Annotated in this window: 4 protein-coding genes; 3 read left to right on the top strand and 1 reads right to left on the bottom strand. The window is 73.9% G+C overall.

Annotated elements, in window-relative coordinates:
* Positions 1-20: 20 nt before the first annotated feature.
* Positions 21-10481, top strand: coding sequence for an SDR family NAD(P)-dependent oxidoreductase (locus AB0A63_RS34665; protein ID WP_360398831.1), 10461 nt, complete (start codon positions 21-23; stop codon positions 10479-10481).
* Between the two features lie 69 nt (positions 10482-10550).
* Here the strand turns inward: AB0A63_RS34665 and AB0A63_RS34660 are convergent, their stop codons facing one another.
* Positions 10551-13334, bottom strand: coding sequence for an AAA family ATPase (locus tag AB0A63_RS34660; RefSeq protein ID WP_360398828.1), 2784 nt, complete (start codon positions 13332-13334; stop codon positions 10551-10553).
* A 608-nt stretch (positions 13335-13942) separates the two neighbouring features.
* On the opposite strand from AB0A63_RS34660, the gene AB0A63_RS34655 reads away from it, so the two are divergent.
* Both AB0A63_RS34655 and AB0A63_RS34650 read left to right on the top strand, forming a co-directional pair.
* Positions 13943-19255: an SDR family NAD(P)-dependent oxidoreductase gene (locus tag AB0A63_RS34655; RefSeq protein WP_360398825.1), complete on the top strand. Its 5313-nt coding sequence runs from the start codon at positions 13943-13945 to the stop codon at positions 19253-19255.
* Positions 19255-24060, top strand: a complete 4806-nt coding sequence (locus AB0A63_RS34650) for a type I polyketide synthase (protein WP_360398822.1) — start codon at positions 19255-19257, stop codon at positions 24058-24060. Before AB0A63_RS34655 ends, AB0A63_RS34650 begins: the two co-directional genes overlap by 1 nt.
* Positions 24061-24063: the final 3 nt, after the last annotated feature.

Below are 24063 nucleotides of genomic sequence, written 5' to 3'. Positions count from 1 at the left end.
GCAGGGGAGCGACACCGAGCATGGAAACTTCCGTCGAACAGATCGTCGAAGCGCTGCGCCAGTCGTTGATCGAGAACGAGCGGCTGCGCGCGCAGAACGCCCAAGCGGCCAGGGAACCGGTCGCGATCGTCGGGATGAGCTGCCGGTATCCCGGTGGCGCCGACACCCCGGAGAAGCTCTGGGAGCTGGTCGCCGGAGGCACCGACGCGATCGGTGACTTCCCGGCCGACCGCGACTGGGACGTCGACAACATCTACGACCCCGATCCCGACGCACCGGGCAGGACCCACGTGCGCGAAGGCGGGTTCCTGCACGAGGCCGCGTGGTTCGACCCCGCCTTCTTCGGCATCAGCCCGCGGGAGGCGCTCGCCATGGACCCGCAGCAGCGGTTGCTGCTGGAGGTCTGCTGGGAGGCCCTGGAACGCGCGGGCATCGACCCCCACAGCCTGCGCGGCACCCGGACCGGCATCTACGCGGGCGTGATGTACCACGACTACGGGACCTGGCTCACCGAGGTGCCCGAGGAGGTCGAGGGCTACCTCGGCAACGGCAACCTGGGCAGCGTCGCGTCCGGGCGGGTGTCGTACACGCTCGGACTCGAAGGCCCCGCCGTCACGGTGGACACGGCGTGCTCGTCCTCGCTGGTCGCGCTGCACCTCGCGGTGCAGGCGCTCCGGTCAGGCGAGTGCTCGCTGGCGCTCGCGGGCGGCGTGACGGTGATGTCCACCCCGGACACGTTCATCGACTTCTCGAAGCAGCGCGGTCTCGCGCAGGACGGGCGCTGCAAGTCGTTCGCCGAGGGCGCGGACGGCACGGGCTGGGGCGAGGGCACCGGGATGGTGTTGCTCGAACGCCTCTCCGACGCGCGGCGCAACGGGCACCGCGTGCTGGCCGTGGTGAGCGGTTCCGCGATCAACCAGGACGGCGCGTCGAACGGGCTGACGGCGCCGAACGGCCCGTCGCAGCAACGCGTGATCCGGGCGGCGCTGGCCGACGCGGAACTCGAACCGTCCGATGTGGACGTCGTGGAGGCGCACGGCACCGGCACGCCGCTCGGCGACCCGATCGAGGCGCAGGCGCTGCTCGCGACCTACGGCCAGGACCGCGGTGAACCGCTGTGGCTCGGTTCGATCAAGTCGAACATCGGGCACACCCAGGCCGCGGCGGGTGTCGCCGGGATCATCAAGATGGTCGAGGCCATGCGGCACGGCAGGCTGCCCCGGACCCTCCACGCCGGCGAGCCCACCTCGAAGGTCGACTGGGAGGAGGGCGCGGTCGAGCTGCTCCGCGAGGCGCGCGACTGGCCGGCGCGCGACGGGCGGCGCAGGGCCGCCGTGTCCTCGTTCGGCATCAGCGGCACCAATGCCCACGTCATCCTCGAGTCACCGCCGGCGGAAGAGCCCGTCGCGGAACCGGCAGAGCCGTGGTCGGGCCCGGTGCCCCTGGTGCTGTCGGGAGCGAGCGGACGCGGCCTCGCGGCGCAGGCCCGCCGGATGCTCGACCACCTCGCCGCGACCCCGGACTCCCCGGCCGACATCGCGTACGGCCTCGTGGCGTCGCGTGCGGTGCTCGACGAACGCGCCGTCGTCGTCGGGAGCGACCTCGCCGCGCTGACGGCGGGGCTCACCGCGCTGGCCGCGGGCGACACCGCCACCGGTGTCGTGCGCGGTGCCCGCGCCCCCGAGTCGCGGGTCGCGTTCGTCTTCCCCGGCCAGGGCTCGCAGTGGGCCGGCATGGCCGCCGACCTCCTCGACTCCTCACCGGCGTTCTCCGCCGCGCTGGCGGAGTGCGCGGCGGTGCTCGACCCCATCACGGGATGGGACCTGCTCGACACCGTCCGCGCCCGGCGTGAGCTGGGCCGCGTCGACGTCGTGCAGCCGGTGCTGTGGGCGGTCATGGTGTCGCTGGCGGCACTCTGGCGTGCGCACGGGGTCGAGCCCGCGGCGGTCATCGGCCACTCGCAGGGCGAGATCGCCGCCGCGTGCGTGGCGGGCGCGCTCAGCCTCGCCGACGGTGCGAAGGTGGTGACCCTGCGCGCGAAGGCCATCGCCGACGAGCTCTCCGGCCGCGGCGGGATGCTGTCGGTCGCGCTCCCGGCCGAGCAGGTGCGCGAACGACTCGCGGCCCACGGCGGCCTCCTCGAGATCGCCGTGGTGAACGGCCCGCTGTCGGTGGTGGTCTCCGGCGACCCCGAGGCGCTCGGCGAACTGCGCGCGGCGGTGATCGCGGACGGGCACCGGGCCAAGCTCGTGCCGGTCGACTACGCGTCGCACTGCGCGCACGTCGAGGCGATCCACGAGCGGCTGCTCACCGACCTCGCCGGCATCCGGCCGCGCACGGCGGACGTGCCGTTCTACTCGACCGTGACCGGCGGCCGGATCGACACGGTGGTCCTCGACGCCCAGTACTGGTACGAGAACCTGCGGCAGACCGTCCTCTTCGAACAGACGACCCGCGAGCTGTTCGACGCCGGGTACGGTGCCTTCATCGAGTGCAGCCCGCATCCGGTGCTGCTGCACAGCATCGCGGAGACGGCCGACGCCGCCGGAGTCGACGTCACCGGGGTCGGGTCGCTGCGCCGGCACGACGGCGGTCCCGAACGGCTGTTCACCTCGCTGGCCGAGGCGTTCGTCGCCGGGGTCCCCGTGGACTGGCGCGCGGTGTTCAGCGCTTCCGGCGCGCGCGTGACCGATCTGCCGACGTACGCGTTCCAGCGGGAACGCTACTGGCTGGGCCGGTCCGGGGCGACGGGCGACGTCACGGCGGCCGGCCTCGACACCGTCGCGCACCCGCTCGTCGGCGCCGCGGTCCCCGTGGCCCAGGACGAGGACGGTGCGGGAGCGGTGGTCTTCACCGCCCGTCTCTCGACGTCGGCGCTGCCGTGGCTCGCCGATCACGCCGTGGCCGGCACGGTGCTGCTCCCCGGCACGGCGCTGGTCGAGCTCGCGCTGTCGCTGGGCCACGACCTCGGGCACGGTCACCTCGCGGAGCTCACCCTCCACGCGCCGGTCGTGCTGGCCGGGCGGGGGAGCGTCCAGCTGCAGGTGCGCGTCGACGCGCCGGACGAGACCGGGCACCGCGCGCTGACCGTCCACTCGCGACCGCACGGCGATCCCGGCGAACCCTGGTCGCGCAACGCCTCCGGCCTGCTCGCTCCCCAGCCCGCGGCCGCGGCCTTCGACCTGGCGGTGTGGCCGCCGAGCGGCGCGGAACCGCTGGTCGTCGACGACGCCTACGACAGGCTCGCCGCGCTCGGCTACGACTACGGTCCCTCCTTCCAGGGGCTGCGCGCGGCCTGGCGGCGGGGTGACGAGCTGTTCGCCGAGGTGGAGCTGCCCGTCGAGGCGGCGGGCTTCGGCCTGCACCCGGCGCTGTTCGACGCCGCCCTGCACGTGGACGGCCTGGCCGCCGACGGTGCCGACGAGACGAGCCTGCCGTTCGCCTGGACCGGTGTCTCCCTGCACGCCACCGGCGCGACCGCCCTGCGAGTGGCGATCCGGCGCGGTGAGACCCTGTCGCTGCGCATGGCCGACCCCACCGGCGCGCCGGTGGCGGAGGTGGAAGCGCTGGTGGCACGCCCGGTCGACCGGGGTGCCGTCGCCACCCGCACCGACGACCTCTACCGCCTGAGCTGGCCGGTGCTGCCGGTACCCAGGACCGAACCCGGCTCGTTCGTCGTGTGGGACGGTGACTCCGCACTGCCCGATGGCGCACACGAGTGGGTGGTCCTGCCGATCGACGGGACCACCGGAGGCGCTCTCGACCCCGCTGCCGCGGCACGCGGCACCACGGGACTCGCGCTCGCCGCGATCCAGCGCTGGATCACCGAGGAGCCCTCCGCGCGGCTGCTCGTGCTCACCGGGGGCGCAGTCACCGAACCCGTCCGCGACGTGGCCGCCGCCGCGGTGTGGGGCCTGGTGCGCGCGGCCCAGGACGAGCACCCCGGCCGGTTCGTGCTGGTCGACTCCGGCGACGGGGTGGAGGCGGCGGTCGCGGCCGCGGGCGCGACCACCGAACCGCAGCTCGCCGTGCACGACGGCACCGTGTCCGTGCCACGCCTCGCGCGAGTGCCGGCCACCGCGCGGACCGTGACCCTCGACCCGGAGGGCACGGTGCTCCTGACGGGGGGCACCGGTGTCCTCGGTTGCCTGGTCGCCCGGCACCTGGTGCAGGAGCACGGTGTGCGGCGGCTCGTCCTCACCGGCCGCCGCGGTGTGGCGGCGGACGACCTGTCGGACCTCGGCGCCGACGTGTCGGTGGTCGCCTGCGACGCCGCAGACCGCGACCAGCTCGCCCGCGTGGTGTCCGCCGTGGACCCCGCACACCCGCTGACCGCCGTGGTGCACCTCGCGGGTGTGCTCGACGACGGCCTGGTGAGCGACCAGACCCCCGAGCGCCTCGACGCGGTGCTGCGGCCCAAGGCGGACGCGGCGTGGCACCTGCACGAGCTGACGAAGGACCTGGACCTCGCGGCGTTCGTGCTGTTCTCCTCGGCCGCCGGCACGGTCGACGGCGGGGGACAGGCCGGCTACGCGGCGGCCAACGCGTTCCTCGACGCGCTCGCCGCGCACCGCCGGTCCCTCGGCCTGCCCGCGCACTCCCTCGCCTGGGGGTTCTGGGACCAGCGCACCGGGCTCACCGAGCACCTGACCGACGCCGACGTCGAGCGCATGGCCCGCGCGGGCGTGCGCCCGATCCAGACCGCCGACGGACTCCGGTTGTTCGACGTGGCGCTGTCCGCGCCGGACGCCCGGCTGGTGCCGATCGCTCTCGACCTCCCCGCTCTGCGCAGGGCGGGAGAGGTGGCACCGCTGCTGCGGGGCCTCGTGCCCTCGGGCAAGCGCGCCGCGACCGGCCTCGCCGCCGCCGCGCGGTCGTCGCTCGTCGACCGCCTCACCGCCCTCGGTCCCGCCGAACGCGACACCGAGCTGCGCGAGCTCCTGCGCACGCTCGTCGCCGCCGTGCTCGGCTTCGGTGACGACCTCGTGCTCGACCCGCGCCGCCCGTTCCGGGAGACCGGCTTCGACTCGCTGACCGCCGTGGAACTGCGCAACCGCCTCGGCACGGCGCTGGGCCTGCGACTGCCCGCCACGCTCGTCTTCGACTACCCCGACGCCGACGCGCTGATCGCATACGTCAGCACGGAGCTGTTCGGCGCCGAGGCGGACGAGCCCGTGCCGGCCGCGCCGGTCACCGTGGACGCGCAGGACGATCCGGTGGTGATCGTCGGCATGGCCTGCCGGTTCCCCGGCGGCATCGCCACGCCGGAGGACCTGTGGCAGCTCGTCACCGACGGCCGCGACGGCATGGGCGGGTTCCCCACCGACCGCGGCTGGGACCTCGCGCACCTCTACGACCCGGAGCCGGGCAAGGCCGGGCACTGCAGCACGGCCGTGGGCGGGTTCCTCCACGACGCCGACCGGTTCGACCCCGACTTCTTCGGCATCGGCCCGCGGGAGGCGCTCGCCATGGACCCGCAGCAGCGGTTGCTGCTGGAGGTCTCCTGGGAGGCGCTGGAGCGCGCGGGCGTCGACCCGCACACCGTGCGCGGCACCCGGACCGGTGTGTACGTGGGCGTGATGTACCACGACTACGGCAGCAGGCTGCGCGCCGTGCCCGAGGAGGTGCGCGACTACCTCGGCAACGGCAGTCTCGGCAGTGTCGCCTCCGGCCGCGTCGCCTACGCGCTGGGACTGGAGGGCCCGACGCTCTCCGTGGACACCGCGTGCTCGTCGTCGCTCGTCGCGCTGCACCTCGCCGCTGAGGCCGTGCGACGGGGCGAATGCGACCGTGCTCTCGCCGGTGGCGTGAGCGTGATGTCGACCGCGGACACGTTCGTGGACTTCAGCAGGCAGCGCAACCTCGCGGCCGACGGCAAGGTCAAGGCCTTCTCCGACGACGCGGACGGCACGGCGCTGTCCGAAGGCGTCGGCGTCCTCGTGGTGGAACGGCTGTCGCAGGCCCGGCGCCACGGCCACGACGTGCTGGCCGTCGTCCGCGGCTCCGCGGTGAACTCGGACGGGGCGTCGAACGGCCTCACCGCGCCCAACGGCCCGTCGCAGCAGCGCGTGATCAGGGAGGCGTTGCGCGTCTCCGGCCTCGGACCGTCCGATGTGGACGCCGTGGAGGCGCACGGCACCGGCACGACCCTCGGCGATCCGATCGAGGCGCAGGCGCTGCTGGCGACCTACGGCCAGGGCCGCGGTGAACCGCTGTGGCTCGGTTCGATCAAGTCGAACCTCGGGCACACGCAGGCCGCGGCGGGCGTCGCCGGGGTGGTGAAGATGGTGCAGGCGATGCGCCACGGCGTCCTGCCCGCGACGCTGAACGTCACCGCGCCGTCGGCGGAGGTGGACTGGGACGCCGGTGCCGTGCGGCTGGTCACCGAGCAGCGCGCCTGGCCGGAGTCCGGCCACCCGCGTCGTGCGGGCGTGTCGTCGTTCGGGATCAGCGGCACCAACGCCCACCTGATCCTGGAGCAGGCCCCGGCCGCCCCTCCCGCGCCGGAACCTGCGGCGGAGGCCCCCCTGCTGCCGTTCGTGGTCTCCGCGACCACACCGGACGCACTCGCCGCGCAGGCCGCGCGACTGCGGCAGGTCGCGGGCGCGTCGCTGCCGGACCTCGCCTACTCGCTGTTCACGACGCGCAGCACGTTCGGCCACCGCGCCGCCGTGGTGGCGTGCGACGCCGGGGAGTTGGACGCGGCGCTCGAGGCGCTCGCCGGGGGACGCACGTCGGAGGCGGTCGTCACCGGGCGTCCGGTGGCGGGCAAGGTCGCGTTCCTGTTCACCGGGCAGGGCGCCCAGCGACTCGGCATGGGGCGTGCGCTGTACGAGAGCCACCCCGTGTTCCGCGCCGCCTTCGACGAGGTCTGCGAGGCGCTGGACGAGCACCTCGACGTACCGCTGCGCGAGGTCGTGTGGGCCGATGCGGACGACATGAGCGCGTTGCTCGACCGCACCGACTACACCCAGTGCGCGTTGTTCGCCGTCGAGACCGCGCTCTTCCGGCTGCTCGCGTCCTACGGCGTGCGGCCGGACTGGGTGGCGGGCCACTCGATCGGCGAGCTGACCGCGGCCCACGTCGCGGGCGTGTGGTCGCTGCGGGACGCCGCGCGTCTCGTCGCGGCACGCGGACGGCTCATGGCCGCCCTGCCCGCCGGTGGCACGATGCTCGCCGTCGACGCGGCGGAAACCGACGTGCTGCCGTACCTGACGGCCGACGACGTGGCGATCGCCGCGGTCAACGGGCCGAGCGCCGTCGTCGTGTCCGGCTCCGAAGCCGCCGTGGCCGCGGTGGCGGACAAGCTGACCGGCCGCCGCACGAAGCGGTTGCGGGTCAGCCACGCCTTCCACTCGCCGCTGATGGAACCGATGCTCGCGGAGTTCGAGCAGGTCGCAGCCGGGCTGGAGTTCGCGGCGCCGTCGATTCCCCTGGTGTCCAACGTGACCGGTGAGCGCGCGACCGACGAGGAGCTGTGCTCGCCGGCGTACTGGGTGCGGCACGTGCGCGAGGCCGTGCGCTTCGCCGATGGCGTTCGCACGCTCGCCGACGCCGGGGTGAGCACCTTCATCGAGGTCGGTCCCGACGCGGTTCTCACCGCGATGGGCCGCGAGGTCGTCGGGAACGCGGAGAACGCCACGCCGGCCTTCGCACCGGTGTGCCGACGCGGGCACGACGAGGTGCGCACCTTCGCCACGCTGCTCGGCACCGCCCACGTCCGAGGAATCGACGTCGACTGGGCGCAGGCGTTCGAGGGCACCGGCGCGCGCACGATCGACCTGCCAACCTACGCCTTCCAGCACCAGCGGCTGTGGCTGCACGACGAGCCCGGCGCAGTGGTGGACGCCCGCGGCCTCGGCCAGACCCCCGCGGCGCACCCGATGCTGGGCGCTGCCGTGACGCTCGCGGGCGACGACACCGTGGCGCTGACCGGGCGGCTGTCGATCGCGACGCACCCGTGGCTCGCCGACCACGTCGTCGCCGGGACCGTGCTCGTGCCCGGCAGCGCGTTCGTGGAGCTCGCTGTGCGCGCGGGCGACCAGGCCGGCTGCCCGCACGTGGCCGAGCTGACGCTCGAACGGCCGCTGACGCTCGCCGCCGGTGAGGCCGTGCAGCTGCAGGTGACCGCTGCCGCACCAGGATCGGACGGCAGTCGCGCGCTCGCCGTGCACTCGCGTCCGGAAGGGACGGACGCGGCCTGGACGCGGCACGCCACCGGTGTCCTCGGCACGGCCTCGGCGGAGGAACCGCCCGCGCTGGGCGAGTGGCCGCCCGCGGGTGCGGAGCCGATCGACGTCAGCGGCGTCTACGACCGGCTTTCGGCACAGGGCTACGACTACGGGCCGCTGTTCCGCGGGCTGCGCGCCGCGTGGCGCGACGGTGCCGACGTGTGCGCCGAAGTGCGGCTGCCGGACGGCAAGGGCACCGGTTTCGGCCTGCACCCGGCACTGCTGGACTCGGCACTGCACCTGCTCGACCTCCTCGATGGCCAGGACCCGGACGTCATGGCCCTGCCGTTCTCGTGGGAGGGCGTCGACGTGCACGCCACCGGGGCGACCGCGCTCCGGGTGCGGTTGACGCCGCTGGAGCAGGGCCGGCTCGGCGTGCGCCTGTACGACGGCGTGGGCGCTCCGGTCGCCGACGTCGCCGCGCTGAGCCTGCGCGAGATCGACCCCGGCCAGCTGCGGACGACCGAGCCCGGTGACCTGCTGCGCCTCCACTGGACGCCGAAGCCGGTCGGAACCGCGACCGCCGAACCGCGGGTGCACACCGTGGACCACGCCGGTGGCGAGGTGACGGCCGCGACGCGTGCGACGGTGGCGGCCACCCTCGCGGTGCTGCAACGCGAGGCCGGCGGCACCGCGAGCGGTCCGCTCGTGGTCCGCACCCGGCGTGCGGTGGCGGTCACCGCGGACGAGACCCCCGACCTCGCGCAGGCGGCGGTGTGGGGCATGGTGCGCGCGGCCGCCGTCGAGCACCCCGGCCTGTTCGTGCTGCTCGACTCCGACGGCACGGCCGAGTCGGACGCCGTCCTCGCGGCCGCTGTCGCGACCGGGGCTCCGGAGCTCGCGTTGCGCGCCGGGGTGGCCCACGTCCCCGAGCTGTCCGAAGTGGACGGTCCGGGCACGCCCGTGCCGCTCGACCCGGCGGGCACGGTGCTCGTCCTCGGCGGCACCGGTGGCCTCGGTCTGCTGCTGGCCCGCCACCTGGTGGCGAACCACGGGGTCCGTCACCTGGTGCTGGTGGGGCGCGGTCACCGCGAGCCGGACCTGACGGAGCTCCACGAGCTCGGTGCGCGGGTGGAGGTGGTGGTCTGTGACGTCACCGACCGCGCCGCGCTGGCCGGACTGGTCGCATCGGTGTCCGCGGACCGCCCGCTGACGGCCGTCGTGCACGCGGCGGGCGTCCTCGACGACGGACTGCTCACCGACCTCACCCCGCACCGGTTCGAGACGGTGCTGCGGCCCAAGGCGGACGCGGCGTGGCACCTGCACGAGCTGACGAAGGACCTGGACCTGGCGGCGTTCGTGCTGTTCTCGTCGGCGGCGGGCACCCTGGGAGCCGCGGGACAGGCCAACTACGCGGCGGGCAACGCCTTCCTCGACGCCCTCGCCGCGTACCGCCGTTCCCTGGGCCTGCCGGCGCACTCGCTCGGGTGGGGCCTGTGGGAGACCGCGGGCGCGGGAGGCATGGGCGCGAGCCTGGACGAGGCGGAGCGGAGCAGGCTCGCCCGCGACGGCATCCTGCCGTTGCCGGTGAGTCGCGCGCTGGAGTTGTTCGACGCCGCGCTCGGTGCCGACCACGCTGCCGTCCTGCCGGTGCGGGTGCGCGTCACCGACGACGCTCCCGCCCTCGTCCGCGCGCTGTCCGGGCACGCCGCGGCGGCACCGGTTCGCCGGGTGGCGAACGCCGCCGGTGAGGTCGTGGCCGAGCCGCTGTCCGCACGGCTGCCGAAGCTCCCGGCGGCCGAAGGCAGGAAGCTGCTCACCGAACTGGTGTGCGGTCACGTCGCCGGCGTGCTGGGCCACACCTCCGCGGCCGCGGTCGAACCCGACCGCTCCCTGGGTGACCTCGGCGTGGACTCACTGGCCGCGCTCGAGCTCCGCAACCGGCTCGGAGCCGACACCGGCCTGCGGTTGTCGAGCACGCTCACGTTCGACCACCCGACCGCCGACGCACTCGCCGAGCACCTGTTCACCGAGCTGGGCGGGGCGACAGCGGCCGCGGGGGTGGTGGACCTGGAGGCCGAGGTGGTCCGGCTGGAGACGCTGCTGGACACCACCGCGGACCCGGCCTCGGTGGACGACGAGCAGCGCGCCAGGGTGGGCGCCCGGCTGCGCGCACTGAGCGCGCGCTGGGACGGTGCCGCCACCTACGGCGTGGACGTACCGGTCGTGAGCGACGAGCGCGCGCTGGAGACCGCGACCGTGGAGGAACTGCTCGGCATCCTGGACGACGAGCTCGGAAGCCACATCTGACGCGCGAAGCGGCCCGCCATCCTGTGGCGGGCCGCTTCGGCACGTCTGGGCTCGTCCCCCGGGCGGTTGTCAGTCCACCGCCGTCTTCTGCCGCTGCGCCTGCTCACCGACGATGATGTCCGACGGGAGCTCGGAGCGCTTGGCGACGTTGAGCTTGCGGTACACGCGGGTCAGGTGCTGTTCGACGGTGCTGATCGTGACGTGCAACCGGTCGCTGATCTCGCGGTTGGTGTAGCCGAGCACGGCGAAGTGCGCGACGCGGCGTTCGGCGTCGCTGAGCAGGACGGTCCCCCTCTGGTCGGAGTCGGAGGCCGTCGGTTCCGCGTCCTCGAGCAGGTGCTGGTCGACGGGGGAGACCATCCGGCACGCCTCCGCCTCGCGCGCGGCGTGCTTGGCGACCAGCCGTGCGCGGGCGAACTCGCCGAACTCGTAGTGCGCGGACGCCAGTTCGGCGTACGCGTGAGCGAGGGACTGCCGGTCGCCGCAAGCCTTGAGCAGGTCGATCGACTGGTGGAGCAGCGGTGCGCGCTGGTAGGGCTTGCTGGTCGCCGCCAGCACCCTCAGCGCGAGGGCCTGGGCGTTCGCGCTGCTGGTCCGCGAACGTCGCAGCTCCTCCTCGGCCAGTGTGCGGGCCGTGCGCGTCTTGCCCAGCCGCAGGTACGCCATGGCGAGGTCGGTGCGCCACGGAATGCCGCGCTGCAGCTGGGAGTTGCCCTCCCGGATCAGCCGTGCGCTGGTCTCGAAGTCGTTCAGTGCGGCGAACGGCTGCGCGGTCTCCAGGTAGTGGTGCCCTCGCGCGCGCAGGTACTGCACGCCGAACACGGTGCGGTACATCGGTTTCGGCACGGGGAGGTTGAGCAGCTGCTCGTTGTGCGCGATCGCGCCCAGCCCGGGGTTGGCGAACAACGCGGTGGACAGCGGCAGGCCGATGAGCACACCCCACCCCTGCGGGGCCAGCAGCTCCACCGCCTCCCTCGCCCCTGTCAGCGCGGCCGGCAGGTCTCCCTGTAATCGTGCGACCTCGGCCTGCACGCTGCCCAGGATCGCCTGCCACGTCTTGGCACGCCGCGCGACGGCGGACTCCAGCAGTCCCTCGCAGGCGGCGCCGGCCAGCGCCGGCTGGCCGGCGTACGCGATCGCCAGCAGCGACATCGCCACGATCTCGAGGTTGAGGTCGTCCAGCCGGTGGCCCTGCAGGCACTGCGCCAGCGCGGTGGTGGACTCCGCCGTGTCCACCCCGTTGAGCAGGGCGCTCAGCGGCGCCATGATGCCGTACATGGTGCGCCGTTTGTCGGGGTGCCCGTTCGAACGGGAGGGGCCGGCGGGTTCGCCCGCGCCGTAGAACCACTGCCGGATCATGTCGACCTCTTGCCGCACCAGCTCGTCGGCCGAGGAGACCGGCGGCGGCAGCGCTTCCGCGATCCGGCCGGCCAGCTCCGTGTCGCCCTGCCACAGCACGTGCCGGAGCACCGTGGTGGCATCACGCAGGTCCAGCTCGCCCTTCTCGGCGGCCTGCCGCAGCGGGTCGAGGCGTCTGCCGGCCGCGGCCGGGTTGGTGAGCCACTCGACCCTGGCGAGCGCCGCGGTGATCTCGTGGCTTTCCGCGGTGCCGGAGCAGCCGCGCAGGGCGAGCTGGAGGCAGGCGGCACAGCGTTCGAGGTCGTCCCGCCCGAGCGCCGCCTCCGCGGCGCTGCGCAGCGTGCTCGTGCCCCAGCCCGCCGGCACGAGCTCGGCGGCGAGCAGGTGTGAGGCGACCACCTCGGCCGGCGCGCCGGAGTTGTAGAGCGCTTCGGCGATCCTGCAGTGCAGGGTCGTGCGCAGGTCCGGTCTCATGTCCTCGCGCACCGCGGCCGCGGCGGCCGGGTCGAGGAAACGGCGACCGGTGAGCAGGCCGGTCGAGTTGCCCCGGTCGACGGCGTTGCTGACCGTTTCGTCGCTCACACCCATGGTCTCGGACAGGTTGACGCTGTCGATGGTGTCGCTGAGGTGTTGGACGGACTCGCCGAACAACGCCAGCAGCCGCAGCACGTGGATCTTCTCGGACGAGTTGCGGTGCAGCAGTTGCAGGACCGCGTTGCGGTACGCGGCTCCCGCGACCGGCCGCTCGACCAGGGCGCCGCGCGTCTTGCAGTCGTCCAGGAGCGCGTGCGCGAGCAGCGGGACACCCGCGGTCATCCGGGAGAACCCGGTCGTCAGTTCCTCGGAAGGCGGTCCTCCGGCGTCCGCGGCGAGCAGCTCGGCGAGCTCCGCGGCGGACAGCGGCGCCAGCCGGATGCGCCGGTGCGGATGGCGGTTCAGCTGCCGGGAGGAGACGGTGCGCGAGGCGTCGTCCTCGATCCCGAGCGTGCACACGACGAGCAGCTTGCGGAACCGGCCGCGCTGCAGCAGGTGCACGATGCTCGTGGTGGACCAGGCGTCCATCAGGTGGGCGTCGTCCACCGCGAGCACCAGCGGGCAGTCCTCGTCCGCGCGGCCGAGCAGAGCCTCCGCAGAGGCTTCCAGCTCGGCCGTGGGGAAATCGACTTCTTCACTTTTTTCTCGCGGAGGGTGAACGCGGTCGGAAACGATGTGGTCGTGCTTTTCGCTCCACAGCTCCGGGCAGGCGGTTCCGCTGTTCTTCAGCAAATTCCGGGCGAGGCTCAGCGGTCTGTCCCGGGAGGCGGGGTCTGCCGTGGCGTGCAGTATCCGCGCACCCGATTCCCGGACGCTGATCAGAAACTCGTCGAGAACCTGGGTCTTTCCGGAACCGGGTGTGCCGCTCACCAGTACGAGCAGGCCGTTTCCTCTGGTGCTCTCGACGAATGCTTCGTGCAGACTGGCCAGTTCTCTCGTTCGACCGAATATGCGCGCCATCGCCTCGTATTCCGTCCCAGTACCCGCAGGGAGCCGGGGAACTCGCACTCGCCGTTGTGTGCGGCCGCGCCCTGGTGCGAAGCCACCGCCGGTGAGAAGGGTGATGACCGTTCGTCCGCGGTCACTCCGACCTCACGGGGAACGACTCCGCAATGACTGCTTCCGGAGTCGCTCATGTCATGCAGCGGTGTTGCCCGGCATGGGTCCAAGCTAGCACGATTCGGGATACTTTCGCCGGTGTACGAAGGGCACATGTCTCAATTCGCGCCCGGCCGTTCAAGATCCTTTCCGGACGGTGAACCTGCCGGTAACACCGTTGTTAACTGACTCGCGGATCAACGCGGAACCGTCCTGGGAATTCTCCTAAACCACTTGGTCGCGCGTGTGTGCCGGCCTCATCCGGCCCTCTCCGGCAAGCGACCTGCGCCAGGGTGTGCCGGCCTGTCCCCACGTCTGACCCCTGCACTGCAGGACGCCCTCCTGGGGGCATTAGGGGTACCTGACGTGAATGCCGTCTCCCTAGCCTCCGATGCAGAGCGGCCAAGGGGGTCCGCGGGCGGAAGCCAACGGCCGAACAGGCACGGCGATCGTGATCGGATGGCGCGCTGGTGAACAACGAAGATCAGCTTCTCGACTACCTCAAGCGGACCACGGCGGAGCTGCGGGAGGCGCGGAAGCGGTTGCGCGAGCAGGAAGAGCGGGAACGCGGCCCGGTCGCGATCATCGGGATCGGCTGCCGGTTCCCCGGCGGCGTCACGGCGCCGGAACACCTGTGGGACCTGGTCTCCTCCGGTGTCGACGCGATCTCGGAGTTCCCGTCGAACCGGAACTGGGACATCTCGGCGCTGTACGACCCCGATCCGTCGCGCCGCGGGCACACCTACGCCCGCACGGGCGGATTCCTGCACGACGCCGCCGAGTTCGACCACGACTTCTTCGGCATCAGCCCGCGTGAAGCGCTCGCCATGGACCCGCAGCAGCGGCTGTTGCTCGAAACGTCCTTCGAGGCGTTCGAGCGCGCCGGCATCGCCCCGTCGTCCCTGCGGGGCAGCCGCACCGGAGTCTTCGCGGGCGTCATGTACAACGACTACGCCACCAGGATCACCTCGGTCCCGGAAGACCTCGACGGCTACCTCTCCAACGGCAGCGCCGCGAGCATCGCCTCCGGTCGCGTCGCCTACACCTTCGGGCTCGAAGGCCCGGTCGTCACCGTCGACACCGCCTGTTCCTCCTCCCTGGTCGGGCTGCACTGGGCGGTGCGCGCGCTGCAGTCCGGCGAGTGCTCACTCGCGCTGGCCGGCGGCGTGACGGTGATGTCGACTCCCGAGACGTTCGTGGACTTCTCACGGCAGCGCGGACTTGCTCCCGACGGCCGGTGCAAGGCGTTCTCGGCCGACGCGGACGGCACGGGCTGGGGCGAAGGCGCCGGGATGGTCCTGCTGGAACGCCTGTCCGACGCTCAGCGCAACGGTCACCCCGTGCTCGCGGTGATCCGCGGTTCCGCGATCAACTCCGACGGTGCGAGCAGCAGGCTGACCGCACCGAACGGGCCGTCGCAGCAGCGCGTCATCCGGCAGGCGCTGGCGAGTGCCGGCCTGAAGCCGTCGGACGTGGACGTCGTGGAGGCGCACGGCACCGGTACGGCGCTGGGCGACCCGATCGAGGCGCAGGCGCTGCTGGCCACCTACGGTCAGGACCGCGCACACCCGCTGCTCCTCGGTTCGGTGAAGTCGAACATCGGTCACGCCCAGGCCGCGGCCGGGATCGCGGGCGTGATCAAGGTGGTGCTGGCCATGAAGCACGGCGAGGTTCCGCCGACGCTGCACGCCGACACCGCCACCGACCAGGTGGACTGGACCGCGGGCGCCGTCGAGCTGGCGGTGAAGCGGCAGCCGTGGCCGGAGACCGGCCGGCCGCGCAGGGCCGCCGTGTCCTCGTTCGGGCTCAGCGGGACCAACGCGCACGTGGTGCTGGAGCAGCCTCCCGCGCCGGCACCGCCCCCGGAAGCCGGGAAAGCGGCGAGTTCCGCGGTGCCGTGGATCGTCACCGCGCGCACGCCGCGCGCGCTCGAGGACCAGCGTGCCCGCCTGCGAGCACACCTCGCCGAACACCCCGAGCTGCGCAGTGCGGACGTCGCGCTGTCCCTTGCCGTCACGCGGTCCAGGTTCGAGCACGGCGTGATCGCCGTCGGCAGGGACGAGGGGGAGCTGCTCGACCGGCTCGCCCTCGCGTCCCCGTTGGCCGGCAAGAGGGGTTCGACGGCGTTCTTGTTCACCGGCCAGGGTTCGCAGCGGATCGGCATGGGCCGCGCGCTGCGCGCGGCGTTCCCCGTGTACGCCGAAACCTTCGACGCCGTGTGCGTGCTCGCGGACCGGCACCTGGACGAGCCGCTGGCTGCCGTGATCGACGGCGACGCCGAGCTGCTGAACCGCACCGACTACGCGCAGCTCGCCATCTTCGCCGTGGAGGTCGCGCTGTACCGGTTGTTCGAGTCCTGGGGGATCGTGCCCGGCCACCTGGTCGGCCACTCGGTCGGTGAGCTGGCCGCCGCTCACGTCGCCGGTGTGTTCTCGCTGGAGGACGCGGTCGCGCTGACCGGTGCGCGGGGTCGCCTGATGGCGGCACTGCCGTCCGGGGGCGCGATGGCCGCGGTGCGGGCCTCCGAGGCCGAGGTCGCGCCGTTCCTCACCGGCCAGGTGGCACTCGCGGCCGTCAACGGCGAGCGGTCGGTCGTCGTCTCCGGCACGGCCGAAGCCGTCGACGAGCTCGCCGCGCGGTTCGGGAAGGTCAAGCGGCTCACCGTGTCCCACGCCTTCCACTCGCCGCTGATGCGTCCGATGCTCGCGGAGTTCGCGCAGGTGGCGGAACGGTGCTCCTACGCGGAGCCGCGGGTGCCGATCGTCTCGACGATGACGGGTGAGCTCGCGACCACCGCGCTGACCACACCGGAGTACTGGGTCGAGCACGTGGTGAAACCGGTCCGCTTCGCCCCCGCGCTGGCGGCTGCGCACGCGCTCGGCGCGCGCCGGTTCGTCGAGCTGGGACCGGACGCCGCGCTCACCGCGCTCGCCGCCGACGCACTCGGCGGTGACAGCGTGGCGATCGCCGGGCTCCGCCGCGACGGTGACGAGGAACTGGACGTCGTCAGCGCCGCCGCGACCCTGCACGCCGCGGGGGGCACAGTCGACTGGGAGCGCTTCTTCGCCGCCCACAACGCCCAGCGGGTGGAGCTGCCGACCTATGCGTTCCAGCGCGAACGGCTGTGGCTGGAGGAGAGCACGACGCCGGCGGGCGACCCGGAGGGGCTCGGCCAGCACTCGACCGGGCACCCGCTGGTGCCCGCGGCGACCGACGTGCCCGAAAGCGGGGCCGCCGTGCTCACCGGACGGCTCTCGCCGACGGCGCAGACCTGGCTGGCCGACCACTCGGTGCACGGCGCGGTGCTGTTGCCCGGTACGGCGTTCGTCGAGCTGGCCCTGCGAGCGGGCGAGCACGTCGGGTGCGACACCGTCGAGGAGCTGACCCTCGACGCACCGCTGCTCCTCCCCGGCGACGGCGCGGTGGCCGTCCGGGTGGTCGTCGGCGGTGCGCGCGACGACGCGCCGGACCGCCGTGAACTGACCATCTGGTCCCGCCGGGGTGACGCCGCCGACGAAGGTGGCTCCTGGACGCGCCACGCGAGCGGCACCCTGGCCGCGGGTGCGGGGGAAGCGGCCGCGGCGCCGGAGGTCTGGCCGCCGGAGGGAGCGGAGCCGGTCGAGCTGGCCGACCTGTACCCGCGGCTGGCGCGCACCGGCTACGGCTACGGCGAGGTGTTCCAGGGCCTGCGGGCCATGTGGCGCCGCGGCGACGAGCTGTTCGGCGAAGCCGCGCTGCCCGACTCCGCCCGGGGCACCGCCGCCGGGTTCGGCCTGCACCCCGCGCTGCTCGACGCCGTGTTGCACGTCAACCTGCTCGACCTGCCCGACGGACGTGCCGTGCTGCCGTTCGCGTGGGGCGGGGTGCGGTTGCACCGCGCCGGAGCCGACGTGCTGCGGCTGCGGCTCTCGCCGGACGGGACGGGTGCGGTGTCGCTCGAGCTGTCCGATCAGCACGGGCACCCGGTGGCCAGTGTGCGCAGCCTCGTCGCGCGCCCGGTGTCCCCGGAGGCGCTCGCGGGCTCCGCGGACCTGCCGCTGTACCGGATCGAACTGGTCGCGGCGTCCGGTGCGGCCGACCGCTCCGACACCGACCCCGTGTTCGTCCCGCCGGTGCCCGACGCCGGTGACGAGGTGCCGGGAATGGTGCGGGAACGCGTGCACACGACGCTCGACCGGGTGCGGGGGTGGCTGGACGACCCGCTGTCCGCCGGACGCCGCCTGGCCGTGGTGCTGCGCACGGGCGACCTCGCCCACGCGGCCGTGCGCGGGCTGATCCGCGCCGCGGAGGCGGAGAACCCCGGCCGGTTCCTCGTCGTGAGCACCGATCTGGCCGCGACCGACGAGCAGGTCGCCGCCGACGACGCGGTCCGCGCGGCGCTGACCGTCGGCGAGCCGGAGGTCGTCGTCGCCGGCGGTGAGCTGTGGGTGCCGCGCCTCGCACGGGCCGAGTCGGCCGAACCGCTGTCCTGGGATTCCGACGGACTTGTGCTCATCACCGGCGGCACAGGTGGCCTCGGCGCGCAGCTCGCGCGGCACCTCGTCGCGGAACGCGGTGTGCGGCGGCTGCTCCTGGCCGGGCGCAGGGGAGCGGCCGCGCCCGGCGCCGAGGAGCTGCGCGCGGAGCTGGAGGCGGCCAGCGCGTCGGTGACGCTCGCCCGCTGCGACGTGACGGACCGCGCGGCGCTCGCCGCGCTGCTCGCCGAGCACGACGTGCGCGCCGTGGTGCACGCGGCCGGCGTAGTGGACAACGGTGTGCTGGCCGGGCTCGACCCCGAGCGCGTCGACCGGGTGCTGCGGCCGAAGGTGGACGCCGCGTGGCACCTGCACGAGCTCACGAGCGAACGGAACCTGTCGGCCTTCGTGCTGCTGTCGTCGGCCGCGGGCACGCTGGTACCGGGCGGCCAGGGCAACTACGCCGCGGCGAACACCTTCCTCGACGGGCTCGCCGAGCACCGCCGCGCGCTGGGACTTCCCGCCGTCTCACTCGCCTACGGCCTGTGGACGGGCACCGGCGGCATGAGCGACGACATGGACGAGGCGGACACCGAACGCCTGCGGCGCCTCGGGTTCCCGCCGCTGACCGCCGAGCAGGGCCTGCGCCTCTTCGACGCCGCGGTCGGTGGCGAGGAGGCGGTGCTCGTCCCCACTCGGCTCGACGCGGCCGCCGTGCGGCACCGCGCGGGCGGTGTGCCGCCGTTGCTGCGCGGTCTCGTGCGCGCACCGCGGCGCGCAGCCGAGCCGGGTGCCGGCGCCGCGAACGGCGCGGGCTGGCGCGAGCGACTCGCGTCGCTCACCGAAGCGCAGCGGGACAAGGCGTTGCTGGACCTCGTGCGCACTCACGTGGCCGTTGTGCTCGGCCACCCGTCGGCCGAGTCGATCGACCCGGGCCGCGCGTTCCAGGAGCTGGGGTTCGACTCGCTCGCCGCCGTGGAGCTGCGCAACCTGCTCGCCGCGGCGACGGGACTGACCCTCCCGGCGACGCTGGTGTTCGACCAGCCGAACCCGATCGCGCTCGCCGCGCACCTCAAGGCCGCACTCGTGCCCGGCCCCGAGGACCTCGCCCAGGCGGTGCTGACCGAGATCGACGGCCTGGAAGCGGCCCTGCGCGCGCTGCACGGCGACGGTGACGGGCAGGCCCGCGTGACGGCACGGCTGGAGGCGTTGCTGCACGCCTGGCGCGACGGCCGCACGGACGGCTCCGAACCCGCCTCGCCCGATGCCGGCGAGGCGAGCGACGACGAGCTCTTCGCGAGGATCGACAACGAACTGGGAGCCCTCTGATGGATGCCACGGCAGATTCGGCGACTGCGGACAAGCTCCGCGACTACCTCAAGCGGGCGACGACAGAGCTGGAGCGCAGCCGCCGCCGCGTCCGCGAGCTGGAGGACCGCCACCGCGAGCCCATCGCGATCATCGGCATGGGCTGCCGGTACCCCGGCGGGGTGCGCACGCCGGAGGACCTGTGGGAGGTCGTCGCCGACGGCGTCGACGTGGTGAGCGAGTTCCCGTCCGACCGGGGCTGGGACGCCGAGTCGTTCTACGTCCCCGAGCCCGGCCCGCCCGGCACCTCCTACGTCCGCGAGGGCGGCTTCCTGCACGACGCCGCCGAGTGCGACCCCGCGTTCTTCGGCATCAGCCCCAAGGACGCTCCGGGCACCGACCCGCAGCAGCGGCTGCTGCTGGAGGTCACGTGGGAGGCGTTCGAGCGCGCGGGAATCGACCCCGGGGCCTGCAAGGGCACCCCGACCGGGGTCTTCGTCGGACTGATGCACCACGACTACGTCGGCGGCACGATCTCCGGCAGCATCGTCTCCGGCCGCATCGCCTACACGCTCGGACTGGAGGGGCCCGCGGTCACGATGGACACCGCGTGCTCGTCCTCGCTGGTCGCACTGCACTCGGCGATCGGGTCGCTGCGCCGCGGGGAGTGCACGCTCGCCCTCGCCGGCGGCGCCGCGGTCATGGCGAGCCCGGAGATGTTCCTCGAGTTCAGCGAGCGCCGCGCGCTGTCCCCGGACGGGCGCTGCCACTCCTTCTCCGACGACGCGGCCGGTGCCGCCTGGTCGGAGGGAGCGGGGATGCTGCTGCTCGAACGCCTCTCGGACGCCGTGCGCAACGGGCACGAGGTGCTGGCCGTCGTGCGCGGCAGCGCGGTCAACCAGGACGGCGCCTCCAACGGCCTCACCGCGCCCAGCGGCCCGGCGCAGGTGCGCGTGATCGAGCAGGCGCTCGCCGACGCGCGGCTCGCACCGCACCACGTCGACGCGGTCGAGGCGCACGGCACCGGCACCACGCTCGGGGACCCGATCGAGGCGCAGTCCGTGATCACCGCCTACGGCCAGAACCGCCAGGCGCCGCTGTGGCTGGGCTCGATCAAGTCGAACATGGGTCACCCGCAGGCGGCGGCGGGCGTGGCCTCGATCATCAAGGCGGTCCAGGCGATCCGGCACGGCGTGCTCCCGAAGACGCTGCACGTCACCGAGCCGAGCAAGGCCGTGGACTGGTCCGCGGGCAACGTCCGGCTGCTCACCGAGACCCGCGACTGGCCGGAGCAGGACCACCCGCGCCGCATCGGTGTCTCGTCGTTCGGCATCTCCGGCACCAACTCGCACGTGATCGTCGAGCAGGCACCCGAGCCCGCCGCCGGGCAGGAGCGGGAGCGCGCCGCGCTGCCGGTGGTGCCGTGGGTGCTGTCGGGCAAGGGGTCCGACGCCGTGCGGCGTCAGGCCGACCGGCTGCGCGCGAGGTTCGGCGACGACGCCGACGCCGATCCGTTCGACATCGGGTTCTCGCTCGCCACCACGCGCGCGGCGTTCTCCCACCGCGCCGCCGTGACCGGCAGGAACCGCGCCGAACTGCTGGAGGCGCTGCGCGCGGTCGCGTCCGGGGACATTCCCGCCGTCGTCGCCGGGGCGCCCGGCGGGCTCGCGGTCCTCTTCTCGGGCCAGGGTTCCCAGCGACCCGGCATGGGCCGCACGCTGCACGCCGGGTTCGACGTGTTCGCGCAGACCTTCGACGAGCTCTGCCTGGCGTTCGGCAAGCACCTCGACGAACCGCTGCGCGACCTGATGTTCGCCGACCCCGAGGACCCGGCCGCCGTGACGGCGCTCGCGCGCACGGCCTACACGCAGGCGGCGTTGTTCACCTTCGAGACCGCGCTCTACCGCCAGCTGGAGCACTGGGGCGTGCGTCCCGACCACGTCGGCGGTCACTCGATCGGCGAGGTGGTGGCCGCGCACGTCGCGGGCGTGCTGAGCGTCGAGGACGCCGTCGCGCTGGTGGCCGCGCGCGGCAGGCTGATGCAGGCCTTGCCGTCCGGTGGTGCGATGGTGTCGCTGCTGGCCGCCGAAGCCGACGTCGTCCCGCTGCTGACCGAGGGCGTCGACATCGCGGCGGTCAACGGACCGCGCTCGGTCGTGATCTCCGGTGACGAGGACGCCGTGACCGCGGTGGCCGCGCACTTCGAGAAGACCACCCGCCTGACCGTCTCGCACGCCTTCCACTCGCACCGCATGGACCCGATGCTCGGACAGTTCCGGGAAGTCCTGTCCGGACTGACGTTCCACGAGCCCTCGCTGCCGGTGGTCTCCAACGTCACCGGCGTGCTCGCCACGGCGGAGGAGCTGACCTCACCGGAGTACTGGGTGCGGCACGTGCGCCAGGCCGTGCGCTTCGGCGACGGTGTCTCCACGCTGGTCGAGGAAGGCGCGACGCGGCTGCTCGAGGTGGGGCCGGACTCGGTGCTGACCACCATGGCACTGGCCGTGGTGGGCGAGACGGTCGCGGTCCTCCGCACGCAGCGGCGCGACCGGCCCGAGGACGAGACCCTCGTGGAAGCCCTGTGCGCACTGCACACCACCGGCGGAGGTCCTGAGTGGAGGGCCGTGTTCGCCGGCGGGCGCAAGGTGGACCTGCCGACGTACCCGTTCCGGCGCGACCGCTACTGGGAGGACGCGCCGATCCTGCAGGCCGAACGGTCCGCAGGCACCCGCGGCGACGTGACCGCCGCCTTCTGGGACCTGGTGTCCGAAGGGGACCTGGCCTCTCTCACCGCGACGCTGGGCGTCGGCGAGGACTCGGTCGCGCCGGTGCTTCCCGCACTCGCCTCGTGGTACGACCGGCAGCGCGCCGACGCGGCCGCCGACGCCTGGCGCCACCGGGTCACGTGGGCTCCGCTGGCACCGCCCGCGACGCCCGGTGGAGCGGCCTCCTGGCTCGTCCTGGCACCGCAGGACCCCGACGACTGGACGCGCGCGGTGCTCGACGGTCTCGCGGTAGCCGGGATGCGGACCGAGGTGCTCGCCGTGCCCGGTGGCGCCGGCCGCACCGCGCTCGCCGAGCTGCTCGCCTCGGCCGGCCCCGGCGCCGACGGAGTGCTGTCGCTGCTCGCACCGGCCGCCGGCACCGCGGTGGAGGCGGCCGCGGTGACCGCGGCCCTCGTCCAGGCCCTCGGCGACGCCGGCCACGGCGCACCGCTCTGGTGCGTCACACGGGATGCGGTGGCCCACGGCGCCTCATCCGCGGTGACCGGGGTCGACCAGGCGGCGGTCTGGGGCCTCGCCAGGGTCGCCGCGCTGGAGCACCCCGACCGGTGGGGCGGCGTCGTGGACCTGCCCGCCGAGCTGGGAACCGCCGCCGTGGCGCGGTTCGCGGCCGTGCTCGCCGACCCGGGAGACGAGGACCAGCTGCTCGTCCGCGAGTCCGTCGCCTACGGCAGGCGGCTCGAACCCGCGCCCGCGCGGATCGCGTCCCGCTGGGAGCCGGAGGGAACGGTGCTGGTCACCGGCGCCACCGGTGCGGTCGGCGCCGCCGTCACCGGCTGGCTCGTCGACCAGGGTGCGAAGCACCTGCTGCTGATCTCGCGGCGCGGCGCGGAGGCACCCGGTGCGGACGAGCTCGTCGCCGAACTGGCCGCGGCGGGTGTCGAGGCGCGCCTGGTCGCCTGCGACGTGGCCGACCGCGACGCGGTGGCCGCACTGCTCGACGGCATCCCCGCAGACCGTCCACTCTCGACGGTCGTGCACCTCGCGGGCGTGCTGGACGACGGCGTGCTCGACTCGCTCACGCCCGAGCGGTTCAGCGGCGTCTTCGCGCCGAAGGCCGACGCCGCGAGGCATCTGCACGAGCTGACGAAGGACAAGGGCCTCTCGGCGTTCGTGCTCTTCTCCTCGCTGACCGCGACGGTCGGCGGCGCGGGCCAGGCCAACTACGCGGCGGCCAACGCCTACCTCGACGCGCTCGCCGAGCACCGCCGTGGCATGGGACTCGCGGCGACGTCGGTGGCCTGGGGACCGTGGGGCGGCGAGGGCATGGCGGCACACGGCGCGGTGCGCTCCGCGACGGCCGCCATGGGCATCACGGCGCTCGACCCCGGCAAAGCGCTGGTGGCGTTGCGCCGTGCGCTCGACGGAGGCGACAGCGCGGTGACCGTCGCGGACGTCGAGTGGTCCACCTTCGCCCCAGCGTTCACCGCGACGCGGCCGAGCCCGCTGCTGGCGGAGCTTCCCGGGGCCACCGTCAGCGCGGGCGGCGGTGCCGGCACCGCCGAGCTCGCGGGCTTCGCCGACAGCCTCGCCGGCCTGACCGCCGGTGAGCGCGACCGGGCGTTGCAGGACCTCGTGTGCACCCAGGCCGCGTCGGTGCTCGGCTACGAGAGCGGTACCGCGATCGAGCCGGGCACCGCGTTCCGCGACCTCGGCTTCGACTCGCTGACCTCGGTGGACCTGCGCAACCGGATCAGCAGCGCGGCCGGCGTCCCGTTGCCCGCGACGCTGATCTTCGACTACGCCACGCCACTGGCCCTCGCCCGGCACCTGGACGAGCAGATCGGCGGCGGCGCGGCCGCGGACGCGGCGGGCACCGTGGACGGCGTGGTGGCCGAACTGGAGGGCATGGCCGCCCGGCTGACCGCGATGAGCCCGTCCGACCTGGAGCAGGGCCGGATCACCATGCGGCTGCAGGCGCTGCTCACCGACCTGAACGAGGCCCTCGTCGGTGACGGGGCGGCTGTGCTGGCCGGACGGCTGGAGGAGGCGTCGGCGGACGACGTCTTCGCCTTCATCGACAAAGAACTCGGCTCGGCCTGATCC

The organism is Lentzea sp. NPDC042327, from assembly GCF_040647275.1.
GTDB lineage: Bacteria > Actinomycetota > Actinomycetes > Mycobacteriales > Pseudonocardiaceae > Lentzea.
Note: the sequence above shows the minus strand (reverse complement) of the source record. Positions and strands in the feature narration are given on the sequence as shown.

What these genes read in the sequence shown, in the direction of transcription:
- AB0A63_RS34665 (WP_360398831.1), top strand. Translation starts at nt 21, where the DNA reads ATGGAAACTTCCGTCGAACAGATCGTCGAAGCGCTGCGCCAGTCGTTG.
- AB0A63_RS34660 (WP_360398828.1), bottom strand. Translation starts at nt 13,334, where the DNA reads ATGGCGCGCATATTCGGTCGAACGAGAGAACTGGCCAGTCTGCACGAA.
- AB0A63_RS34650 (WP_360398822.1), top strand. Translation starts at nt 19,255, where the DNA reads ATGGATGCCACGGCAGATTCGGCGACTGCGGACAAGCTCCGCGACTAC.